The 15,370-nt window shown below is 55.0% G+C and carries 15 protein-coding genes; 5 read left to right on the top strand and 10 right to left on the bottom strand.

What is annotated here, in order from left to right:
- Positions 1–2 precede the first annotated feature (2 nt).
- The 4 genes from rpsP to sfsA all read right to left on the bottom strand — a co-directional run bounded on the left by rpsP (position 3) and on the right by sfsA (position 3,740).
- The gene (gene rpsP, locus PHC90_08655; protein MDD3846418.1) at positions 3–257 is read right to left on the bottom strand and encodes a 30S ribosomal protein S16; all 255 of its coding nucleotides are present in this window, start codon (positions 255–257) and stop codon (positions 3–5) included.
- An 11-nt stretch (positions 258–268) separates the two neighbouring features.
- On the bottom strand, positions 269–1,600 hold the full coding sequence (gene ffh, locus PHC90_08650) for a signal recognition particle protein (GenBank protein MDD3846417.1): 1,332 nt from the start codon (positions 1,598–1,600) through the stop codon (positions 269–271).
- 132 nt (positions 1,601–1,732) lie between these two features.
- Positions 1,733–2,602, bottom strand: a complete 870-nt coding sequence (locus PHC90_08645) for a hypothetical protein (GenBank protein MDD3846416.1) — start codon at positions 2,600–2,602, stop codon at positions 1,733–1,735.
- Positions 2,589–3,740, bottom strand: a complete 1,152-nt coding sequence (gene sfsA, locus PHC90_08640) for a DNA/RNA nuclease SfsA (GenBank protein ID MDD3846415.1) — start codon at positions 3,738–3,740, stop codon at positions 2,589–2,591. The genes PHC90_08645 and sfsA overlap by 14 nt, the downstream gene beginning before the upstream one ends.
- A gap of 152 nt (positions 3,741–3,892) precedes the next feature.
- Between sfsA and PHC90_08635 the strand changes: the two genes are divergently transcribed.
- Together PHC90_08635 and PHC90_08630 are read left to right on the top strand one after the other, a co-directional pair.
- Complete coding sequence (locus tag PHC90_08635) at positions 3,893–4,960, top strand: phospholipase A (GenBank protein MDD3846414.1); 1,068 nt, start codon at positions 3,893–3,895, stop codon at positions 4,958–4,960.
- 51 nt (positions 4,961–5,011) lie between these two features.
- Positions 5,012–5,770 (top strand): DUF1460 domain-containing protein, encoded by a 759-nt coding sequence (locus tag PHC90_08630; protein ID MDD3846413.1) that lies wholly within the window; start codon positions 5,012–5,014, stop codon positions 5,768–5,770.
- A gap of 95 nt (positions 5,771–5,865) precedes the next feature.
- Here PHC90_08630 and PHC90_08625 read toward each other — a convergent pair whose 3' ends face one another.
- The 5 genes from PHC90_08625 to PHC90_08605 all read right to left on the bottom strand — a co-directional run bounded on the left by PHC90_08625 (position 5,866) and on the right by PHC90_08605 (position 9,448).
- Entirely contained in the window at positions 5,866–6,066 is a 201-nt protein-coding gene (locus tag PHC90_08625; GenBank protein ID MDD3846412.1) for a cold-shock protein, read from the bottom strand.
- Positions 6,067–6,277: 211 nt separating this feature from the next.
- On the bottom strand, positions 6,278–7,567 hold the full coding sequence (locus tag PHC90_08620) for an MFS transporter (GenBank protein MDD3846411.1): 1,290 nt from the start codon (positions 7,565–7,567) through the stop codon (positions 6,278–6,280).
- A gap of 10 nt (positions 7,568–7,577) precedes the next feature.
- Positions 7,578–8,009: a VOC family protein gene (locus tag PHC90_08615; GenBank protein MDD3846410.1), complete on the bottom strand. Its 432-nt coding sequence runs from the start codon at positions 8,007–8,009 to the stop codon at positions 7,578–7,580.
- A 131-nt stretch (positions 8,010–8,140) separates the two neighbouring features.
- A complete protein-coding gene (locus PHC90_08610; protein MDD3846409.1) occupies positions 8,141–8,332 on the bottom strand; it encodes a hypothetical protein in 192 nt (63 codons plus the stop codon).
- A 330-nt stretch (positions 8,333–8,662) separates the two neighbouring features.
- Entirely contained in the window at positions 8,663–9,448 is a 786-nt protein-coding gene (locus tag PHC90_08605) for a PhzF family phenazine biosynthesis protein (protein MDD3846408.1), read from the bottom strand.
- Positions 9,449–9,632: 184 nt separating this feature from the next.
- On the opposite strand from PHC90_08605, the gene PHC90_08600 reads away from it, so the two are divergent.
- The 3 genes from PHC90_08600 to PHC90_08590 all read left to right on the top strand — a co-directional run bounded on the left by PHC90_08600 (position 9,633) and on the right by PHC90_08590 (position 13,637).
- Positions 9,633–9,764 (top strand): hypothetical protein, encoded by a 132-nt coding sequence (locus tag PHC90_08600; protein MDD3846407.1) that lies wholly within the window; start codon positions 9,633–9,635, stop codon positions 9,762–9,764.
- Between the two features lie 46 nt (positions 9,765–9,810).
- Positions 9,811–10,035 carry a hypothetical protein gene (locus tag PHC90_08595; GenBank protein MDD3846406.1) on the top strand — a complete coding sequence of 75 codons (225 nt, stop codon included), beginning with the start codon at positions 9,811–9,813 and terminating at the stop codon, positions 10,033–10,035.
- 122 nt (positions 10,036–10,157) lie between these two features.
- A complete protein-coding gene (locus tag PHC90_08590) occupies positions 10,158–13,637 on the top strand; it encodes a CHAT domain-containing protein (GenBank protein ID MDD3846405.1) in 3,480 nt (1,159 codons plus the stop codon).
- Positions 13,638–13,652: 15 nt separating this feature from the next.
- On the opposite strand, the gene PHC90_08585 is transcribed toward PHC90_08590, so the two are convergent.
- A complete protein-coding gene (locus tag PHC90_08585; GenBank protein MDD3846404.1) occupies positions 13,653–15,245 on the bottom strand; it encodes a methyl-accepting chemotaxis protein in 1,593 nt (530 codons plus the stop codon).
- Positions 15,246–15,370: the final 125 nt, after the last annotated feature.

Here is a 15,370-nt window from a genome sequence, read left to right as displayed (position 1 = left end):
TTTTATGAAAGCTCCTTAAGAACCCCCTCTCTCTTGAACAAACTCTCGACCGTCCTCGTCGGTCTCACACCTTTTTCGTACCACGTTTTAATTTTGTCTTTGTCGAGGCTTATCTCCGCAGGGTTCTTCAACGGATCGTAGAACCCAACCTTATCGATGAACCTCCCGTCCCTTGGGGAGCGCTCGTCAGCCACAACAATGCGGTAAAAAGGTTTTTTCTTTGCACCAAACCTTGATAATCTGAATTTCACAGCCAAAATCCCACCTCCTATCTCATGAAAAGTTGTTTTTGGAGGCCCTTTGCGCCTCCCTTCGTGAATTTCTTCAACATCTTCTTTGTTTCCATGTATTTTTTTAACAGCTCGTTCACATCCTGGACCTGTGTTCCGCTCCCTTTCGAGATGCGTACCCGCCTGCTGCCGTCGATAATATTGGGGCGGGTCCTTTCCCTGGCGGTCATGGAATTGATGATCGCCTCCGTCTTCTTGATGTCCTTTTCCGCCTCGGCGAAATCAATGCCACCCTTGAACTTGTTCATGCCGGGGATCATGCCGATGATCGATTCCAGCGAACCAAGTTTCTTCATCTGGCGGATCTGGTCACGAAAATCCTCGAGGGTGAACTCGTCCTTGCGAAATTTTCGCTCAAGCTCCCGGGCCTGTTTCTCGTCGAAGACATCCTGCGCTTTTTCGACGAGGGAAACGACATCGCCCATGCCCAATATCCGAGACGCCATCCTGTCGGGAAAGAAGGGTTCCAAGGCATCCAGCTTCTCGCCGACACCGATGAACTTGATGGGCTTGCCCGTCACCGCCTTGATGGATATGGCAGCGCCACCGCGGGTATCGCCGTCGAGCTTGGTGAGTATTATGCCATCTATGCCAAGCTTTTCGTTAAAAACTCCCGCTATGCTCACGGCGTCCTGACCGGTCATTGCATCGAGGACAAGGAGTGTTTCCTTCGGGTTGAGAAGCCTTTTCTGCTCGACAAGTTCACCAACCATGCCGTCATCGATATGAAGGCGACCTGCGGTATCGACGATCAGGGTGTCGTAGCCGTTCCGTGTGGCATAAACCTTTGCCTCTTTACAGATCGTTACCGGGTCCTTGACCACGTCCATGGTGAAGGCTTCCACATTGATCTGCTTTCCCAGTGTGACAAGCTGATCGATGGCCGCCGGCCGGTAGATATCCGAGGGGACAAGGAGCGGCCTGCGACCCATCTTGCGAAGGTGAATCGCAAGTTTTGCGGAGGTTGTCGTCTTACCCGAACCCTGAAGACCGATGAGCATGACGGAAACGGGCGGCGCTGCGGCCACATCCAGAGGCTTATTGGCGCTCCCCAGAACGTCGCAAAGTTCGTCATAGACGATCTTCACGAACTGTTGACCGGGGGTGATGCTCGTAAGCACCTCCTCGCCCGTCGCCTTTACCCGGACCTTCTCGAGGAAATCCTTGGCCACCTTGAAGTTTACGTCCGCCTCAAGGAGGGCCACCCTCACCTCGCGCAAGGTGTCCTTTATGTTATTTTCGGTGAGCTTTCCGTACCCTCGAACCTTCTTGAAGGTCGACTCAAATCTTTCCTGTAGTTTCTCAAACATATGGTATGGGGTATATTCTAATGGAAAGATCCCGGATAGTCAATGTTAATTAAGAGTTATCCACCAGTCATTACAACGTCTTACAAATTGACCACAACGCACAACCCGCAACCCACGACAGCTTCTCGACCTTCATGTGCCAAGATAGCCCGCTGGGTTCTGACCCACAGCGCGTTCCACGTGGTCGCGGTCGAACCCGAGCCGAATGAGCCGTTTCACGGACTCTGTCAGGGCCATGGAACCACCAAGGAGCCCGCCGGCCGCGTCTGTGACCGCTTTCCCCTGAGACACCGAAACAGATGCTTTTACCGTATCGGAGACGATCATGATGCGACCCGGGTCCTTCACCTCGAAAACAAGCCCGACCGTCTTTGCATCGAGATGATAGGGGTCGGCTATCACCTCGACATAGACATCGGGGTTCATGAGGGCAAAGCCTGCGATACCCGGTTCGCGATGATGGAAAACGCGCATGGCGTTGAAAATGTGGGTTATGCCCCGGGCTCCCGCCCGGAACCCCGCTTCGGCCTCGCCATAGGTCGCATCGGAATGACCCATGCTCACTATGATCCCCATGCCGGCGATGTTCTCTATCAGTTCTGTCGCCCCCTGAAGCTCGGGGGCGACGGTGATTATCCTCACCATCCGGGCAAACCCGTCGACAAGTCTCATCCATGTGTCCCGGGTGGCGGGCAGAAAGGACCCGCCGTCGAGCGCTCCCGCCTTGGACGGGTTGAGAAACGGGCCCTCGAGGTGAACGCCCAGGATCCTCGCCTCCGGGGCACCGCGGGCCGTCTTTCCTTCGCGCTGTTGTTCCATCGCCTCCTTCACTGCGGCCATGTCACTGCGCATCTCATCGACGGGCGCGGGGAATATCGTGGGAACGATCGCCTCTGTTCCCAGCGATCCATGGATCTGTGCCATCTCGAGGATGTCCCCGGATCTCGCCCCCCTTGTTTCGTACCCGTCAATGCCGTGGGTATGTATATCAATTATCTTCAAGATCGAGCTCTCTTTCAACGGAACCTATCCGATGGTCACACAGCAGATCGATAAAATCGGGGGAATGCAGGGGGTCCGTGTCCATGCCGAAGAGGTGGCTGACACAGGAGCAATCGGAGCATCCAAAACCGGGCACCGACCACCGGGACACCCGTTTAAGGTCGGAGGCAAGAGCGCACTCGATATCGCTTTGGGTCCTGATCGCAAGGACTTTATGAAAGAACGCCCTTTCGCGGAGGTAGTCGATGTGCCAGAAAAGCTTCTTCCGTTTTCTGCCATGTCGCTCCATTCTCTTCGTGAGCGCCTTCCTGGCGGAACCGGCATAGAGATAGTAACCCTTCCTGAAAAGGACCTCTCCCAGACCGCCTGTCATGATCGGGGTGTCCTCGTCGAGCCTCAGGATGAGTATGTAGCATCCCCCGTCACGGCTCTTTCTTTCGATCATCTCCCAGGGAATGACAAGCCTCTTCACACCGCTGCCCAGAGACAGGTCTGTATGCCAGGTGAGCGCCATGGCTTCAACAAAGATACGGTTCCTGCATTTCAGGAACGTCTGCGAAAAAAGAAGGTCTGTATGATACTCAGGCATGAAGTATTGCGCATGCGGCCACTGGACGAGGAAAAGTACGCCCCCGGGGATGCCCTTCGAGGCAAGCCCCATGAGTCCTTCAAGGTGGCGGCTTCCGCGTCTCGTCACCGCATCGGGGAACATGGCAAGCCTACCCCGGAAAAGAGTGCAGTTCTTCACCTCCAGGACCATCTCCCGGCCATCCTTTTCCAGCAGAAAATCAAACCTGCTGTCGCCGAAGGTGGCCTCGCGCTTGAGAACGCGGGCATTCTCGAGCCCCGGCACGAGGCCCCTCCTGAGGAGCGCTTCCGCGGCATCATTGGCGAGGTGCGTATGGAGAAGGATGGGAACGCCCTCTTTTTCCATGGCTACGACGGTATAGTGAAGCTTCACGGTACCGCGGTTTTCCGAAAGATAAAGCTTGCAGCCGGGAAAGAGAAGCTCCCAAAGCCTGCCGGGGTTTGGCAGGTAGGCATCGGTGATGTCCCCGTCAAGGATGCATTGCACGACAAAACGATTGGGGCGTGCCAGAAACCGGGCAATCCTCACTTTCTTCGGGATCATCCGCATGGGGGAATTATACCAGATAGAGGGCCCACGTTCCACGTTTCAGGCTTCAGGAAAGAAGTCTCAGTGCAGTATTCGCTCTTCTCCTGCGGTTGCTTTTTTCTTCGAAGGAGATTATTGTCTTTGCATAAACAATGAAGAGAGGGGAAGAGAACATGCTGCCGTACCGATATGCCCGTTGGCTCCATATATCGCTCATGGCGACGCTGCTCGTGGTGATGGCGGCGATCCCTTCCAAAGCCGCCGTTGACACGATAGCCGGGTGTGCCGCGATAGAGGATGACGGTGCCCGGTTGAAATGCTACGACGGCGTGTCAGGCAGAAAAACACAAAAGCCCGCGCAGCCTTCCGAGCCTGCAGGAAACGCAGGGGCACCGGAACAATCTTCCGAAGCCATCTCACTTTCCAGGGAGGGCCAGGAAGCATCGGAGCAATCCGTCATGGCCAGGGAATGGGACCTCGATGTAAAGAGCCGGTCCCGCCGTTTCGTCATCAGGCCCTACCGCCCCAATTATGTCCTTCCCCTTGCTTACAACAATTCCCCCAACATGGATTCGAGCCTTGACCTGGATCCGAAAGCCAGGCCGCAACACACGGAGGCCAAATTTCAGATCAGTTTCAAGGTAAAGCTCTGGGAAGACATCCTGGGAAAAGATATGGACCTGTGGTTCGCGTATACACAGCTAGCCTTCTGGCAGGTCTACAACAAGCAATTCTCCTCCCCTTTCCGTGAGACCAACTACGAACCTGAATTGCTTCTTAACTTCCGCACCGATTACAATCTTTTCGGCCTGAAAGGAAGAATGATCAATCTCGGGCTCAACCATCAGTCGAATGGCAGGTCCCAGCCCCTCTCCCGAAGCTGGAACCGGGTGGTGGCAAACTTCGGTTTTGAACGGGGCAGATTCAACCTTCTTCTCAAAACGTGGTACAGGATACCCGAGAACGACACGGACGACGACAATCCCGACATAGACAAATACATGGGATACGGGGAGCTGTGGGGTTCCTATTATTGGAAAAAACAGAGGTTCGCCTTGATGGTGCGCAACAATCTGAGGCCTTCCGGAAACAAGGGCGCCGTGCAATTGGAGTGGAGCTTCCCTCTTGCCCGGTACATCAGCGGCTACCTGCAGTATTTCAATGGTTACGGAGAAAGTCTTATCGATTACAATAAGAGCGTCAACCGCTTCAGTGTGGGCTTCATGCTGACGGATTGGTAGGGAAAAAGCAGTTGCAGGATTTCATGGGCTCAGGTGAGAACGGAATGAAAGATGGAAGATGATGGTGAAACCGTGGGTATGAGAGCGAGGATCACGCTTGGCTCCTGGTCTCAGGGCCGCATCGATGAAATGCTTACCGAAGCGTCAAAGATCGACGAGACGGGTTCGCGCATAACCTTTCTTTCGCGGCATTTTCTGGATACGCCTTACGGGGAATCGACGCTTGTGGGAGATCCCGGGACTCCCGAAAAACTCGTTGTGGACCTTGCCGCTCTCGATTGCTTTACCTTCATTGACTACATTGAGGCGATGCGGCTGGCGTGTTCCTTCGCGGACTTCCTTGATGGGCTTAAAAAGGTCCGTTATAGAGAGGGCGTTGTTTCGTACTTCAGCCGCAACCATTTCTTTACTGACTGGAGGGAATATAACGGACGCTTTGTCAGCGATGTCACCGGCACCATAGGCAAGGAACGGACACGGCGAAGCCTGAAGACCCTCAACCGAAAAGCGAATGGAGACCTCTTCCTTGAAGGGATCCCCGCCCAAAGCCGGACTGTGGATTACATCCCGTCGGCAATGATCGATCAGGATGTTCTCAATGAACTGCGCAGCGGCGACTATGCAGGGGTCTATTCGGATATCGATGGGCTCGATGTATCCCATGTCGGGATCGTCATCAAGGAAAAGGGGGGGGTATACCTGCGTCACGCCTCATCGGCGCCAGCCTCTCGCAGGGTGATGGATCAATTGTTCGGGGATTATATAAAAGAAAAGCCGGGGGCGGTGGTGCTAAGACCTCGCCCGGGATAGGAATAAACCCCCTTCGGGGCTTCCCTCTGGAAATCACTGCCTTCGAGCTATTATAAAAGGGTCCGGCCGTACGACCGGACCCTTTCTTTTGGCTTTTATGATTTGGTTACGTTTGCCGCCTGAAGTCCTTTAGGACCCTTGACGACGTCAAAGTTGACTTCCTGGCCTTCCGCAAGGGTTTTGAAACCGGAGTCCTGGATTGCCGAATAGTGAACAAAAACATCCACGCCGTCATCCTGTGTGATGAAACCAAAACCTTTGGACTCGTTGAACCACTTCACAGTTCCTTTTGCCATCTTACTAAAACCCTCCTTGGTAATATTTTTGAAGGTAACGGAACTGCGTCATGGAGATGTTCAGATAAAAATGAAATTCATCACTACTGACAGCGACTTCCGAAACTTCGTTGTCAGTATCCCACAGTATCAAAAAGCTGTCAATGAAATTTATGAAGAACTTTTAATGGAAAGTATCCCGATGAAAAAATGCTTGCCCAAGGCCTCCCGGTCAGGTGGTTGTGGGCGAGTCCAGCGCCGTGATCTCTCCCTTCAGGTACAGGACAAGGAGCAGGCCGGGCAGGGCGGCCAGGGTGGTAAAAAGGAAGAAATTGGCCCACCCTACATAGGTCACTATATAACCCGACGTCGGAGATATGACAACACGTCCCAGCACGGCGAGAGACGACAGCAGGGCGAACTGCGTGGCGCTGAAGCGCTTGTTGCAGAGCGCCATGACAAAGGCGACAAAAGCCGTGGATCCCATGCCCCCGGAAAGGTTCTCGAATGCGACGGCGACGATCATTGCGGGATAGCTCTTCCCGATGATGGCCAGCACCATGAAGGAAAGGTTTGACACCATCTGGAGGATGCCGAAATACCAGAGTGACCTGAAAAGTCCCATCTTCACCATCAACGTCCCGCCAAAGAGAGCGCCGACGATGGTTGCTACAAGGCCCATTCCTTTGTTTATCGTCCCCACGTCCGTGGGAGTAAAATTTACTCCCCGTATGAGAAAGGCTGTCGAAAGAGCGCCTGCGTAGGCATCGCCAAGTTTGTAAAGAATGATGAACAGGATGATCACTACGGCCGCCCTGCGCGAAAAGAAATCTTTCAGGGGACCCCACACGGCCTCCTGCATTGTCCGCGGCGGCACGATGTGGTGATCGGGTTCGCGCCCAACGAAGGCGCCCAGCATCCCCAGGATCATGAAGAGCGCCATAAAGAAATACGTCCTCTGCCATCCTATGATATCGGACATTATAAGGGCCAGCGCCCCCCCAACGAGCATGGCTATCCTGTAGCCGAAGATGAAGACCGCCACACCCATGCCTCTCTCTTTTTCGGGGAGGACATCCGTACGGTAGGCGTCTATGACTATGTCCTGGGAGGCCGAGAAAAAAGCGACTCCCAGTGCAATGGCCGCAAGGGCAAGAGGCATCCTGCCGGGAGAGCTCAGGGCCATGACGGCGATGCCAAGGAGGAGAAGAAACTGCATGGACACGATCCAGCCGCGGCGTCTGCCCAGCCATGGCGGTACAAATCTGTCCATAAAAGGCGACCAGAGGAATTTGAGCGTATAAGGGACTCCCACAAGCGAAAAGATGCCGATGGTCTTTATATCGATGCCAGCCACGGTCAGCCACGCCTGCAGGGTGCCCCCGGTCAAAGGCAAGGGCAGGCCCGAAGCGAACCCGAGAAGGACCATCACCACCATACGCCGGTTCGTGAATGCCTGAAGATAGGCCGAGTTCCCGATCTTCTCCAAAACAGTTGCCTTCACGTCGCTATTGTTCACCATGCTCCCTTTTTCAGCAGCCCTTTTCCAGGAGTTCGATAAGAAGGCGGTTGGGCAAAAGGAAAAAAGATATCCTCGTTATTCCCGCGCAGGCACGCCTCAGGTTTTCGTCGTAGGCACCGCAGTCCGTCGGCGGCGAAACCATTTTGAAACCCCTGCCCTCAAGTTCTCTCGAGACAGCTTCGATGTCGTCTACCTCGAAGCAAAGGTGGTGCAGGCCACCGCCCGTCCTTTTGAGAAAGTTGTGGACCGCCGACGTTTCATCCAGCGGTTCGAGCACCTCGAGATATATCTCGTCCCTTTCCCCGACGGGCAGGAAGGATGCATTGACATTCTTCTCATAGTCGGGGACGGGCTTCGTGGCCGCGGCAAAACCCAGGGTCTTCAAGACCTCCACAAATTCGTCGATCCTCTCGACAACAAAACCAATGTGATCGAGCTTCACTGGCGACCAACCTCCGCGGATATACTAACCGACAACAGCGGCGATTGCCACCCTAAAAACAGCCTGAATATTTGAGAAATGCGTGAGTGTTTCCAGGTGAAGGGCAAGGAAGACAGGCCCTGCCCCTCAACCTACATACTGGCGCGGCAGGTCTCTACAACTCTCCCTTCGTCGTCGATGACTTCCATTTCCAATATAGGGAATTTTGTGACGTTAAAATCCTGGGCGGCGCGTATGGGAGAGTTGTTCCTGTTGAGGAACCAGTCACCCAGCTTTGGTTTCCTGACCTCGCCGGTCACAATGAATCTGATCTCGCGTATCATTGATCTGCCTCCTTTTTTTGTACTCCGTCACCCTTCCATCCTTTACCGGGGGCGGTGAAAAAAGGAAAGCGGGCCTGCACCCTCTTTCGCGCACCATCTTCCCCGACAAACAGCATCCACAGGAGTTTCGAGCTTTGCCTTCGCGACTCATATTCATCTTTGGAAGTAACGAAAAGACCGTCCATCAGACCCCCTCATCCCCCTGTGTTTCATACCTTTATATATGAGATGAAGGACCCGGGAAATGACAGGTATCACAATTCGCGGAAAAGAGGTCAGACTTTCGCACCTGTCATGGCCCGCCTTTTTCCGCACATCATGGTGTCCATTCTACACCTGAAGTTCGCCCTTTACCACCGTGACGGCCTGGCCGAAAAGGTGGACCCTGTCGCCTGCGACACGGACCTTGACCACGCCGCCTCGCTCTGATATCTGACGGGCAATGAGATCATCCTTCGAAAGGCGCTTGCCCCAGAAGGGGCCGAGGCAGCAATGGGCCGAACCGGTCACCGGGTCCTCATTGACACCCACGGCGGGTGCGAAAAAACGGGAAACGAAATCAAATCCTTCCGTGGTCGCCCTGCTCGTCACTATGACCCCCCGAACGGGCAGCCCAAGGATCTTGTCGTAGTCGGGCGTCAGCTTTCTCACCGTATCTTCGGAATCAACCTCAACGATATAATCGAACCGACTGGCGCCCACATATAGCGGCGCCGCACCGAGCGCCTCCGCAAGGCCTTCCGGCTCACCGACCTCATCATCGGGCGTCGAGGGAAGATCGAGGCCGATCCATTCGCCTTCCTGCATACAGGTCAACGTGCCGCTTCGGGTGTGAAAAGTGATCTTCTCATCAACCCTCGCCAGGCCTTCCTGCCACAGAATGTGGGCGCTCGCCAGGGTACCGTGCCCGCACAGGTCGACTTCCACCCCGGGGGTGAACCATCTCAGGCTGTAACCGTCCGCTGCCCGTATGAGAAATGCCGTTTCCGAAAGGTTCATCTCTGCGGCCACGCACTGCATCCATGTATCCACCTTGGGGTGGGGAAGGATACAGACCCCCGCGGGATTCCCGCTGAACGGTTGTGAAGCAAAGGCGTTGACGTGAAAGATCTTCATGGCACAAACCTCTCTTTCTTGACAGATTACTGCTGCTCCAAAACCCCGTTGAGATTCTGCACCTCCCGCCGGTCCCTGTCAACACAAAACCGGCTGTACTTATTGACAATTCTCAACCTTTTGCATATAACTTCTACTAGGAATGGCAGCAAGACAACGACCTTAAGACAAGGGGGTTCGCACAATGAGAACAATCACCAGGATTATCATCTCCACCCTTCTCGTGATATCCGCGTCAAGCATCTGCTTTGCCGATCCGCCCGATCCGCCGGCGCCCCAGCCGCCGTCAGACTACACGATCTCCCTGCCGGGCTGAAAGTAAACGGCAGATCCGTGATGACACAAGGAGGCACAGACATCTGGTGAAGAAGCTTGCCCTCGTCCTGGTAACAGTCATATTTATCGTCACCTCCGTCGGTGTCTGTCTCGCAGACAAGGGGCGCGATCCTCCCGATCCACCGGTCGCACCCACCCCCGCGCCTATCGATCTTTCCCTGTCGGCACCACGGGAAGGAACACCCCGTGTCCCGGTCATCCCACCGTCCGATGGACCGTCCCGGCACCCCTCTGATCGAGGCGATTCCTGAGAAGCCCGATATTCATCAACATGCCGCAGGGGCGTACCGTGGCCTCCGTCCGTACACATCCCGCGCGTGTTCTCCCGGGAGACACATAAAAAAACCATACATCTAAGGATACGGCCGACATAATGAACAACGACAAAACGAAGCTTCCATTTTTCGCTCCCTTCGTGATGGTATCCCTTGTCACGATATTCTTCCTCTCCTTCACAGTTTCCTTCGCATCGAACTTACTGGACGGCGACCGGGAAAGGTCCTTCAATGAGCTTATGGAAGGCTACGAGTCCGGGGCGGGCCGCTTCTGGAGCGTCTTCGGCGACAACAAGGACAAGATCGACGGGCCCGTTCTCGATAAGGCGCTCCACCACGCGGCGGCAAAACGGGACGATACCCTTGTAGGCCTCGTCCTTGAAGGGGCCCGCATAAAGGGTGACCAGAAGGCATTGGTCTCTCTCATGCTTGACGCAGCCGATTACTTTCTTTCCACATGCCGGTATGACGAGGCGTTGAAACTCTACGATGCTTCCATGCCGTTGGCCCGAAACCTGGAAAACCCTCTCTTACTGGCAAAGGCGTATGAAGGCAACGGCGATATCTCCTTTTATTCCGGGAATCCGACGAACGCCCTCATGATGTACAAGAAGGCCGCCGATCTTTACACCAGGGGCGGGTCACTGCCAGGTCAGGGCGTTGTTGCGCGCAAGATGGGAGACGTGCTGATACAGACGGGAGATAACGGGCAGGCCGCGACGGTGCTGGAGAAAGCCATGAGCATTCTCAAAAGCGCCGGGGACCCCATCGAGGAAGGAAACGCCTATCGCAGTTTCGGAAATCTTGCGATGAGACAGCGTGACCACAAAACGGCCCTGAGCTTCTTTGAACTTGCCCTGGCGCGGTATACGGCCGCCGGCTTCAGCAATGGCGAGGCCGATATCCGCCGGGCTTTCGGCGAAACGGCGCTCAGGACGGGAGATAACGAAAAGGCAGGCGAAAACTACTCAAAGGCGCTTGCCCTCTATGACAAAACGGGATCTCTTATCGGCCAGGGTTACGCCAGGAAGGGCCTTGCCGATATCGCTTTCTTTTCCGGCAAAAATGATGAGGCCGGCGGACTTTACAAGAAGGCCCTTGAAAGCTTTACGGCGGCAGGATATCCCCTGGGGCAGGCCGATGTCCTCAGAAGGATGGGCCAGCTGAACCTTCGCACAGGTTACATGACAGCGGCGCGTGGATCATACGAGGAAGCACTCCCCATATACAGGAAGGTCAGAGAGCCGGTGGGGCAGGCTGATGTATACAAGGGACTCGGCGACATCGGTTATTACGGCAGGAATTTTTCGAAGGCCCTCGAGATGTACGACAGGGCGCTGCCTTACTATGTCCATGCCGGAGAACCCCTCGGACAGGGCAACGTTCACCGTGCCACGGGTGATATCTATTTTTACGCCGGCGACTATGCAAGGGCCATGGAATACTACGAGAAGGCCCTCTCCCTCTATATAAAGGCAAATTCCCCCATGGGTCAGGCAAATACCTACCGCACCATCGGCGAGACCTATGTGAGACTCAAGAAGACCGATCATGCGCTTGCGATGTTCAACTCCGCCATGGCACTGTACAAAAAGACGAACGAGCCCATCGGGCAGGGGGACATCTACAAGACCCTGGGCGAGATCTACCTCCGGAAGGGCAACAGGATGGGGGCTCTCGACATGTTCCGGGAGGCCCTGGGCTACCTCACAACAGCACATTCCGTTATAGACCAGGGGCACGCATATCAGGGCATCGGCGATGTCTTTCTGTCGGCAGGTGATCTGGACAAGTCTCTCGAGAACTATGATACCGCCCTCGAACTTTACCGCCAGATGCAGGACAAGGAATCGGAAGCCTTCATCCTTCTCAAGAAAGCAGGCCTGTTCGGCCGGAAGGAGGATGTAAGGGAATCCATGAGGCTCTATGAAGCGGGTCTTGCCAAGTTGGAACAGGTGCGGACCCAGGCCGTGTTCCCGGACATGAAGAAGAGCTACATGGAAAAGGTTTACGGCCACTATGAGGACGCGGCCGTCTTCATGCTCGACAACAACGAGAATGAGAAGGCCTTTTACTACATCGAGGCCATGAAGGCCCGCGTATTCCTCGACCAGCTCGCGGAGGCCCGCGTCGATCTTGAGAAAGGCATCGATCCAGCCGTAAAAAAGGAACGGGACTCCCTGGAAGCGGAACTCTTCGTCATGGAAAGGAAGCTCGCGGAAGAATCCCGAAAGGAAACACCGGACAAGGAGGTCATGGAGAGATCGAAAAAGGAATTCTCCGTCATCCAGGAAAAACTTGACGCCCTGAGGCGGGACATACGGTACAAAAATCCTCTCTATGCCTCCGTCCAATACCCGGAGCCCATCGAGGTGAAAGCTCTCCAGGAAAAGGTCCTCAGGGACGGCGAGGTCCTCGCCCAGTACTTCCTCTCGAAAAAGGGTGTCTACTGCCTCCTCGTGAAGAAGAAGGAATTCAACGTCATAAAACTCCCCGTCAGTCACGGAGACCTCATTTCCAGAGTAAAGGAATTTCTCGGCAATATGAGGGGTCATCAGCAGAAGGAACCTTTCCGTGAAGACCTTGCCTGGGGCCTCTATGACATGCTGGTGAGGCCACTTGAGCCCTTTTTGGGCGAGAGCACGCTCATCGTCGCACCCCAGGGGATCCTTGCATATCTTCCCTTTGAGGCGCTCAGGACCGAGGAGGGCGGCAGGAAGATCTTCATGGTCGAGAAGTATCCCGTCAAGTATATCCAGTCGGGAACGGTCCTCGCGGTACTGCGCAGCCAGTATGAGCGCGACGGGTACGGCGGCGGCTTTGTCGGTTTCGGTGATCCCGTCTATGATTACACAGCGTATACGTCGGAACGTTCGGTCGCGGCGGACAAGAATGTGCAGGACAAGAATGACCCTTCCGGGGGCAAAGGCAGCGGGAATGGTGCCCCCGGCACGACCCCCGGCGCGGCATTCATGAAGTACAATTACCTGCGGGCCGGAGGGACCCTTACAAGGCTGGAAGGCAGCGGTGAAGAGATAGAGGGTATCCGTAAGATACATGAAGAGCATGGCAGTCCCGCCCGCTCCTTCCTCAGGATCGACGCCCGGGAAGAGAATGCCAGATCAGCCGAAATTGGCCAGTATGCCTTTATTCATTTTTCGACCCACGGCATCCTCGAGCCGGGGTTCCAGGCGATAGCATTGAGCCAGATACCGGGCGACAAGGAAGATGGGTTCCTCACCCTCGGGGAGATCATGAACAGCCGCTTCAACGCGCGTCTTGTGGTTTTATCGGCCTGCGAGACCGGTCTGGGCGAGATGAGCTATTCCGAAGGAGTTACGGGGCTTACAAGGGCCGTCATGTACGCCGGCAGCGCCGCTGCGCTCGTAAGTCTCTGGAATGTCGCCGATGAAGGTACAAGAGACCTGATGATCCGGTTCTATGAGGGCATGATCAACAAGGGTATGACAAAGACCGACGCCCTCCGTGCCGCAAAGATCCAGCTCCTGTCGGATACGGAAAAGGACGGTTTCTCCCACCCCTTCTTCTGGTCGGCATTTGTGATGTATGGGGAATGAAACCTGAAGCCGTCTTCACTTGTATATCCCGCACCCCAGGTATACGTCGCCCACCAGCTGGCAATAGGTGGTCTTTTCCAGGATCTTGCCCGTGACGGGGTTTATCCACTTGTAATCGACCCAGCCCTTGCCTTTCGTCTTCGCCACATCGGTGATCTCTTTTATGAAGAATTTGCCGTCCGCGTCCTTCAGTTCGTGCATCTCCTTGCCGACCAGCTTCGGGTTCTGTCCATGGGCTTGAGTGATGCCTTCGATGGTATTCACGAATATGTAGAGGTCTCCCTTCACGAATCGGCCGTGGGGATCGCTCATCTCCATGTAGACCTTTTTCCTGTCACTTGAGCTCTTGAGATAGTCCGCGGCCTTTTCGACAAAAAGCACGACCTCTTCTTTGGTGACGGTGCTCTTTTCAGAACCGTTGCGGTCCTGAAGCTTGAACTGGTTGGCAAGCTTGTTGAGTTCCACCGACAGGTTGGACAGGTTTGAGGAGGCATCCGCATTCTCGGCGATGTTCTTCGCCGCTGCGTCCATGATCTTCGATATCTTCTGGATGTTATTGTTGATCTCGTTCGTTGTGGCGCTCTGCTCTTCCGATGCCACGGCTATCTGGTTTATTTGCGATGCCAGGGCATTGATCTGGTTCAGTATCTCCTTGAGAGCATTGCCCGATTTCGCCGTTTCGTTATTGCCTATCTCGACCTCTTTCACTCCGCCTTCCATGGAGACGACAGCATTCTTCATCTCGTCCTGCATCGTCTGTATCGTATCGCCGATCTGCTTCGTGGCACCCGTAGTCCTCTCGGCCAGTTTGCGAACCTCGTCGGCGACAACGGCGAACCCCCGGCCGTGCTCGCCTGCCCTGGCCGCCTCAATGGCGGCATTGAGAGCGAGAAGGTTCGTCTGCTCGGCGATGTCGTTGATGATGCCGGCGATCTCACCGATCTGATCGGAGCGTTCCCCCAGCTTGTGGATAATGAGGGCCGATTCCTTGACGCGCTCGTCGATGCGGCCCATACTCCGGATGATCTCCTGGATGATGTTCTCGCCGGTTACCGCCGAATTGTTGGCGATCTCGGAACTTTTTGCCGCTGCGATGCAGTTGTTGGTTATCTCCGTCGCCGTTGCCGACATCTCCTCACTGGCCGTAGCGACGGAGGTGATCTCTGTCAGGACCACGTCGGCGCCCCTTGCCATCTGGCCTGCGGTGGCGTCCAGGGTATTGACGGCAAAGGATATCTGCCCGCTCCTGTCCGCGACCCCGGAGAGGGCATCACTGAAGCGCTCCACAAAGGTATTGAAACTTTTTCCCATGGCGCCGAACTCGTTGCCGGGTGAGCTATCCAGCCGTTTTGTAAGGTCGCCCTGCGAAAGACCCTCGAAGGACTCTGAAATATCCTTCACCGGTGCACGGACAAGTTGAGCCATGCAATACCCCGATGCGAGAACAACCACCACTGCGGCGCCGAGAACAGCCAGGATCACAGGGCTGGCGGAACCGGGAAAGAGAATATAGAAAGCAACACCCAGGACCACCATCAAGACGGCCGCCACAACAGGTGAAACAAACACTTTTTTGGTAATGCTGAGATTCTGCAGAAATGATTTCACTGTGTAAGCCCCTCCCTTTTTTTTGATCTCCTCATGGACATTTATCGAAGAAACCAGGGATAGGTTAAGGATAAAAATAGCGGCGCACCGATTCGCGGGTCCCCTCATCGACCGCCTGCCCGAAA

The sequence above is a fragment of the Syntrophorhabdaceae bacterium genome, assembly GCA_028698615.1.
Lineage (GTDB): Bacteria > Desulfobacterota > Syntrophorhabdia > Syntrophorhabdales > Syntrophorhabdaceae > Delta-02.
Note: the sequence above shows the minus strand (reverse complement) of the source record. Positions and strands in the feature narration are given on the sequence as shown.

Excerpts from the sequence above, each read along its gene's own strand:
- ffh (MDD3846417.1), bottom strand. The coding sequence starts at position 1,600 with ATGTTTGAGAAACTACAGGAAAGATTTGAGTCGACCTTCAAGAAGGTT.
- sfsA (MDD3846415.1), bottom strand. The coding sequence starts at position 3,740 with ATGCGGATGATCCCGAAGAAAGTGAGGATTGCCCGGTTTCTGGCACGC.
- PHC90_08635 (MDD3846414.1), top strand. The coding sequence starts at position 3,893 with ATGCTGCCGTACCGATATGCCCGTTGGCTCCATATATCGCTCATGGCG.
- PHC90_08630 (MDD3846413.1), top strand. The coding sequence starts at position 5,012 with ATGGAAGATGATGGTGAAACCGTGGGTATGAGAGCGAGGATCACGCTT.
- PHC90_08625 (MDD3846412.1), bottom strand. The coding sequence starts at position 6,066 with ATGGCAAAAGGAACTGTGAAGTGGTTCAACGAGTCCAAAGGTTTTGGT.
- PHC90_08620 (MDD3846411.1), bottom strand. The coding sequence starts at position 7,567 with ATGGTGAACAATAGCGACGTGAAGGCAACTGTTTTGGAGAAGATCGGG.
- PHC90_08610 (MDD3846409.1), bottom strand. The coding sequence starts at position 8,332 with ATGATACGCGAGATCAGATTCATTGTGACCGGCGAGGTCAGGAAACCA.
- PHC90_08605 (MDD3846408.1), bottom strand. The coding sequence starts at position 9,448 with ATGAAGATCTTTCACGTCAACGCCTTTGCTTCACAACCGTTCAGCGGG.
- PHC90_08600 (MDD3846407.1), top strand. The coding sequence starts at position 9,633 with ATGAGAACAATCACCAGGATTATCATCTCCACCCTTCTCGTGATATCC.
- PHC90_08590 (MDD3846405.1), top strand. The coding sequence starts at position 10,158 with ATGAACAACGACAAAACGAAGCTTCCATTTTTCGCTCCCTTCGTGATG.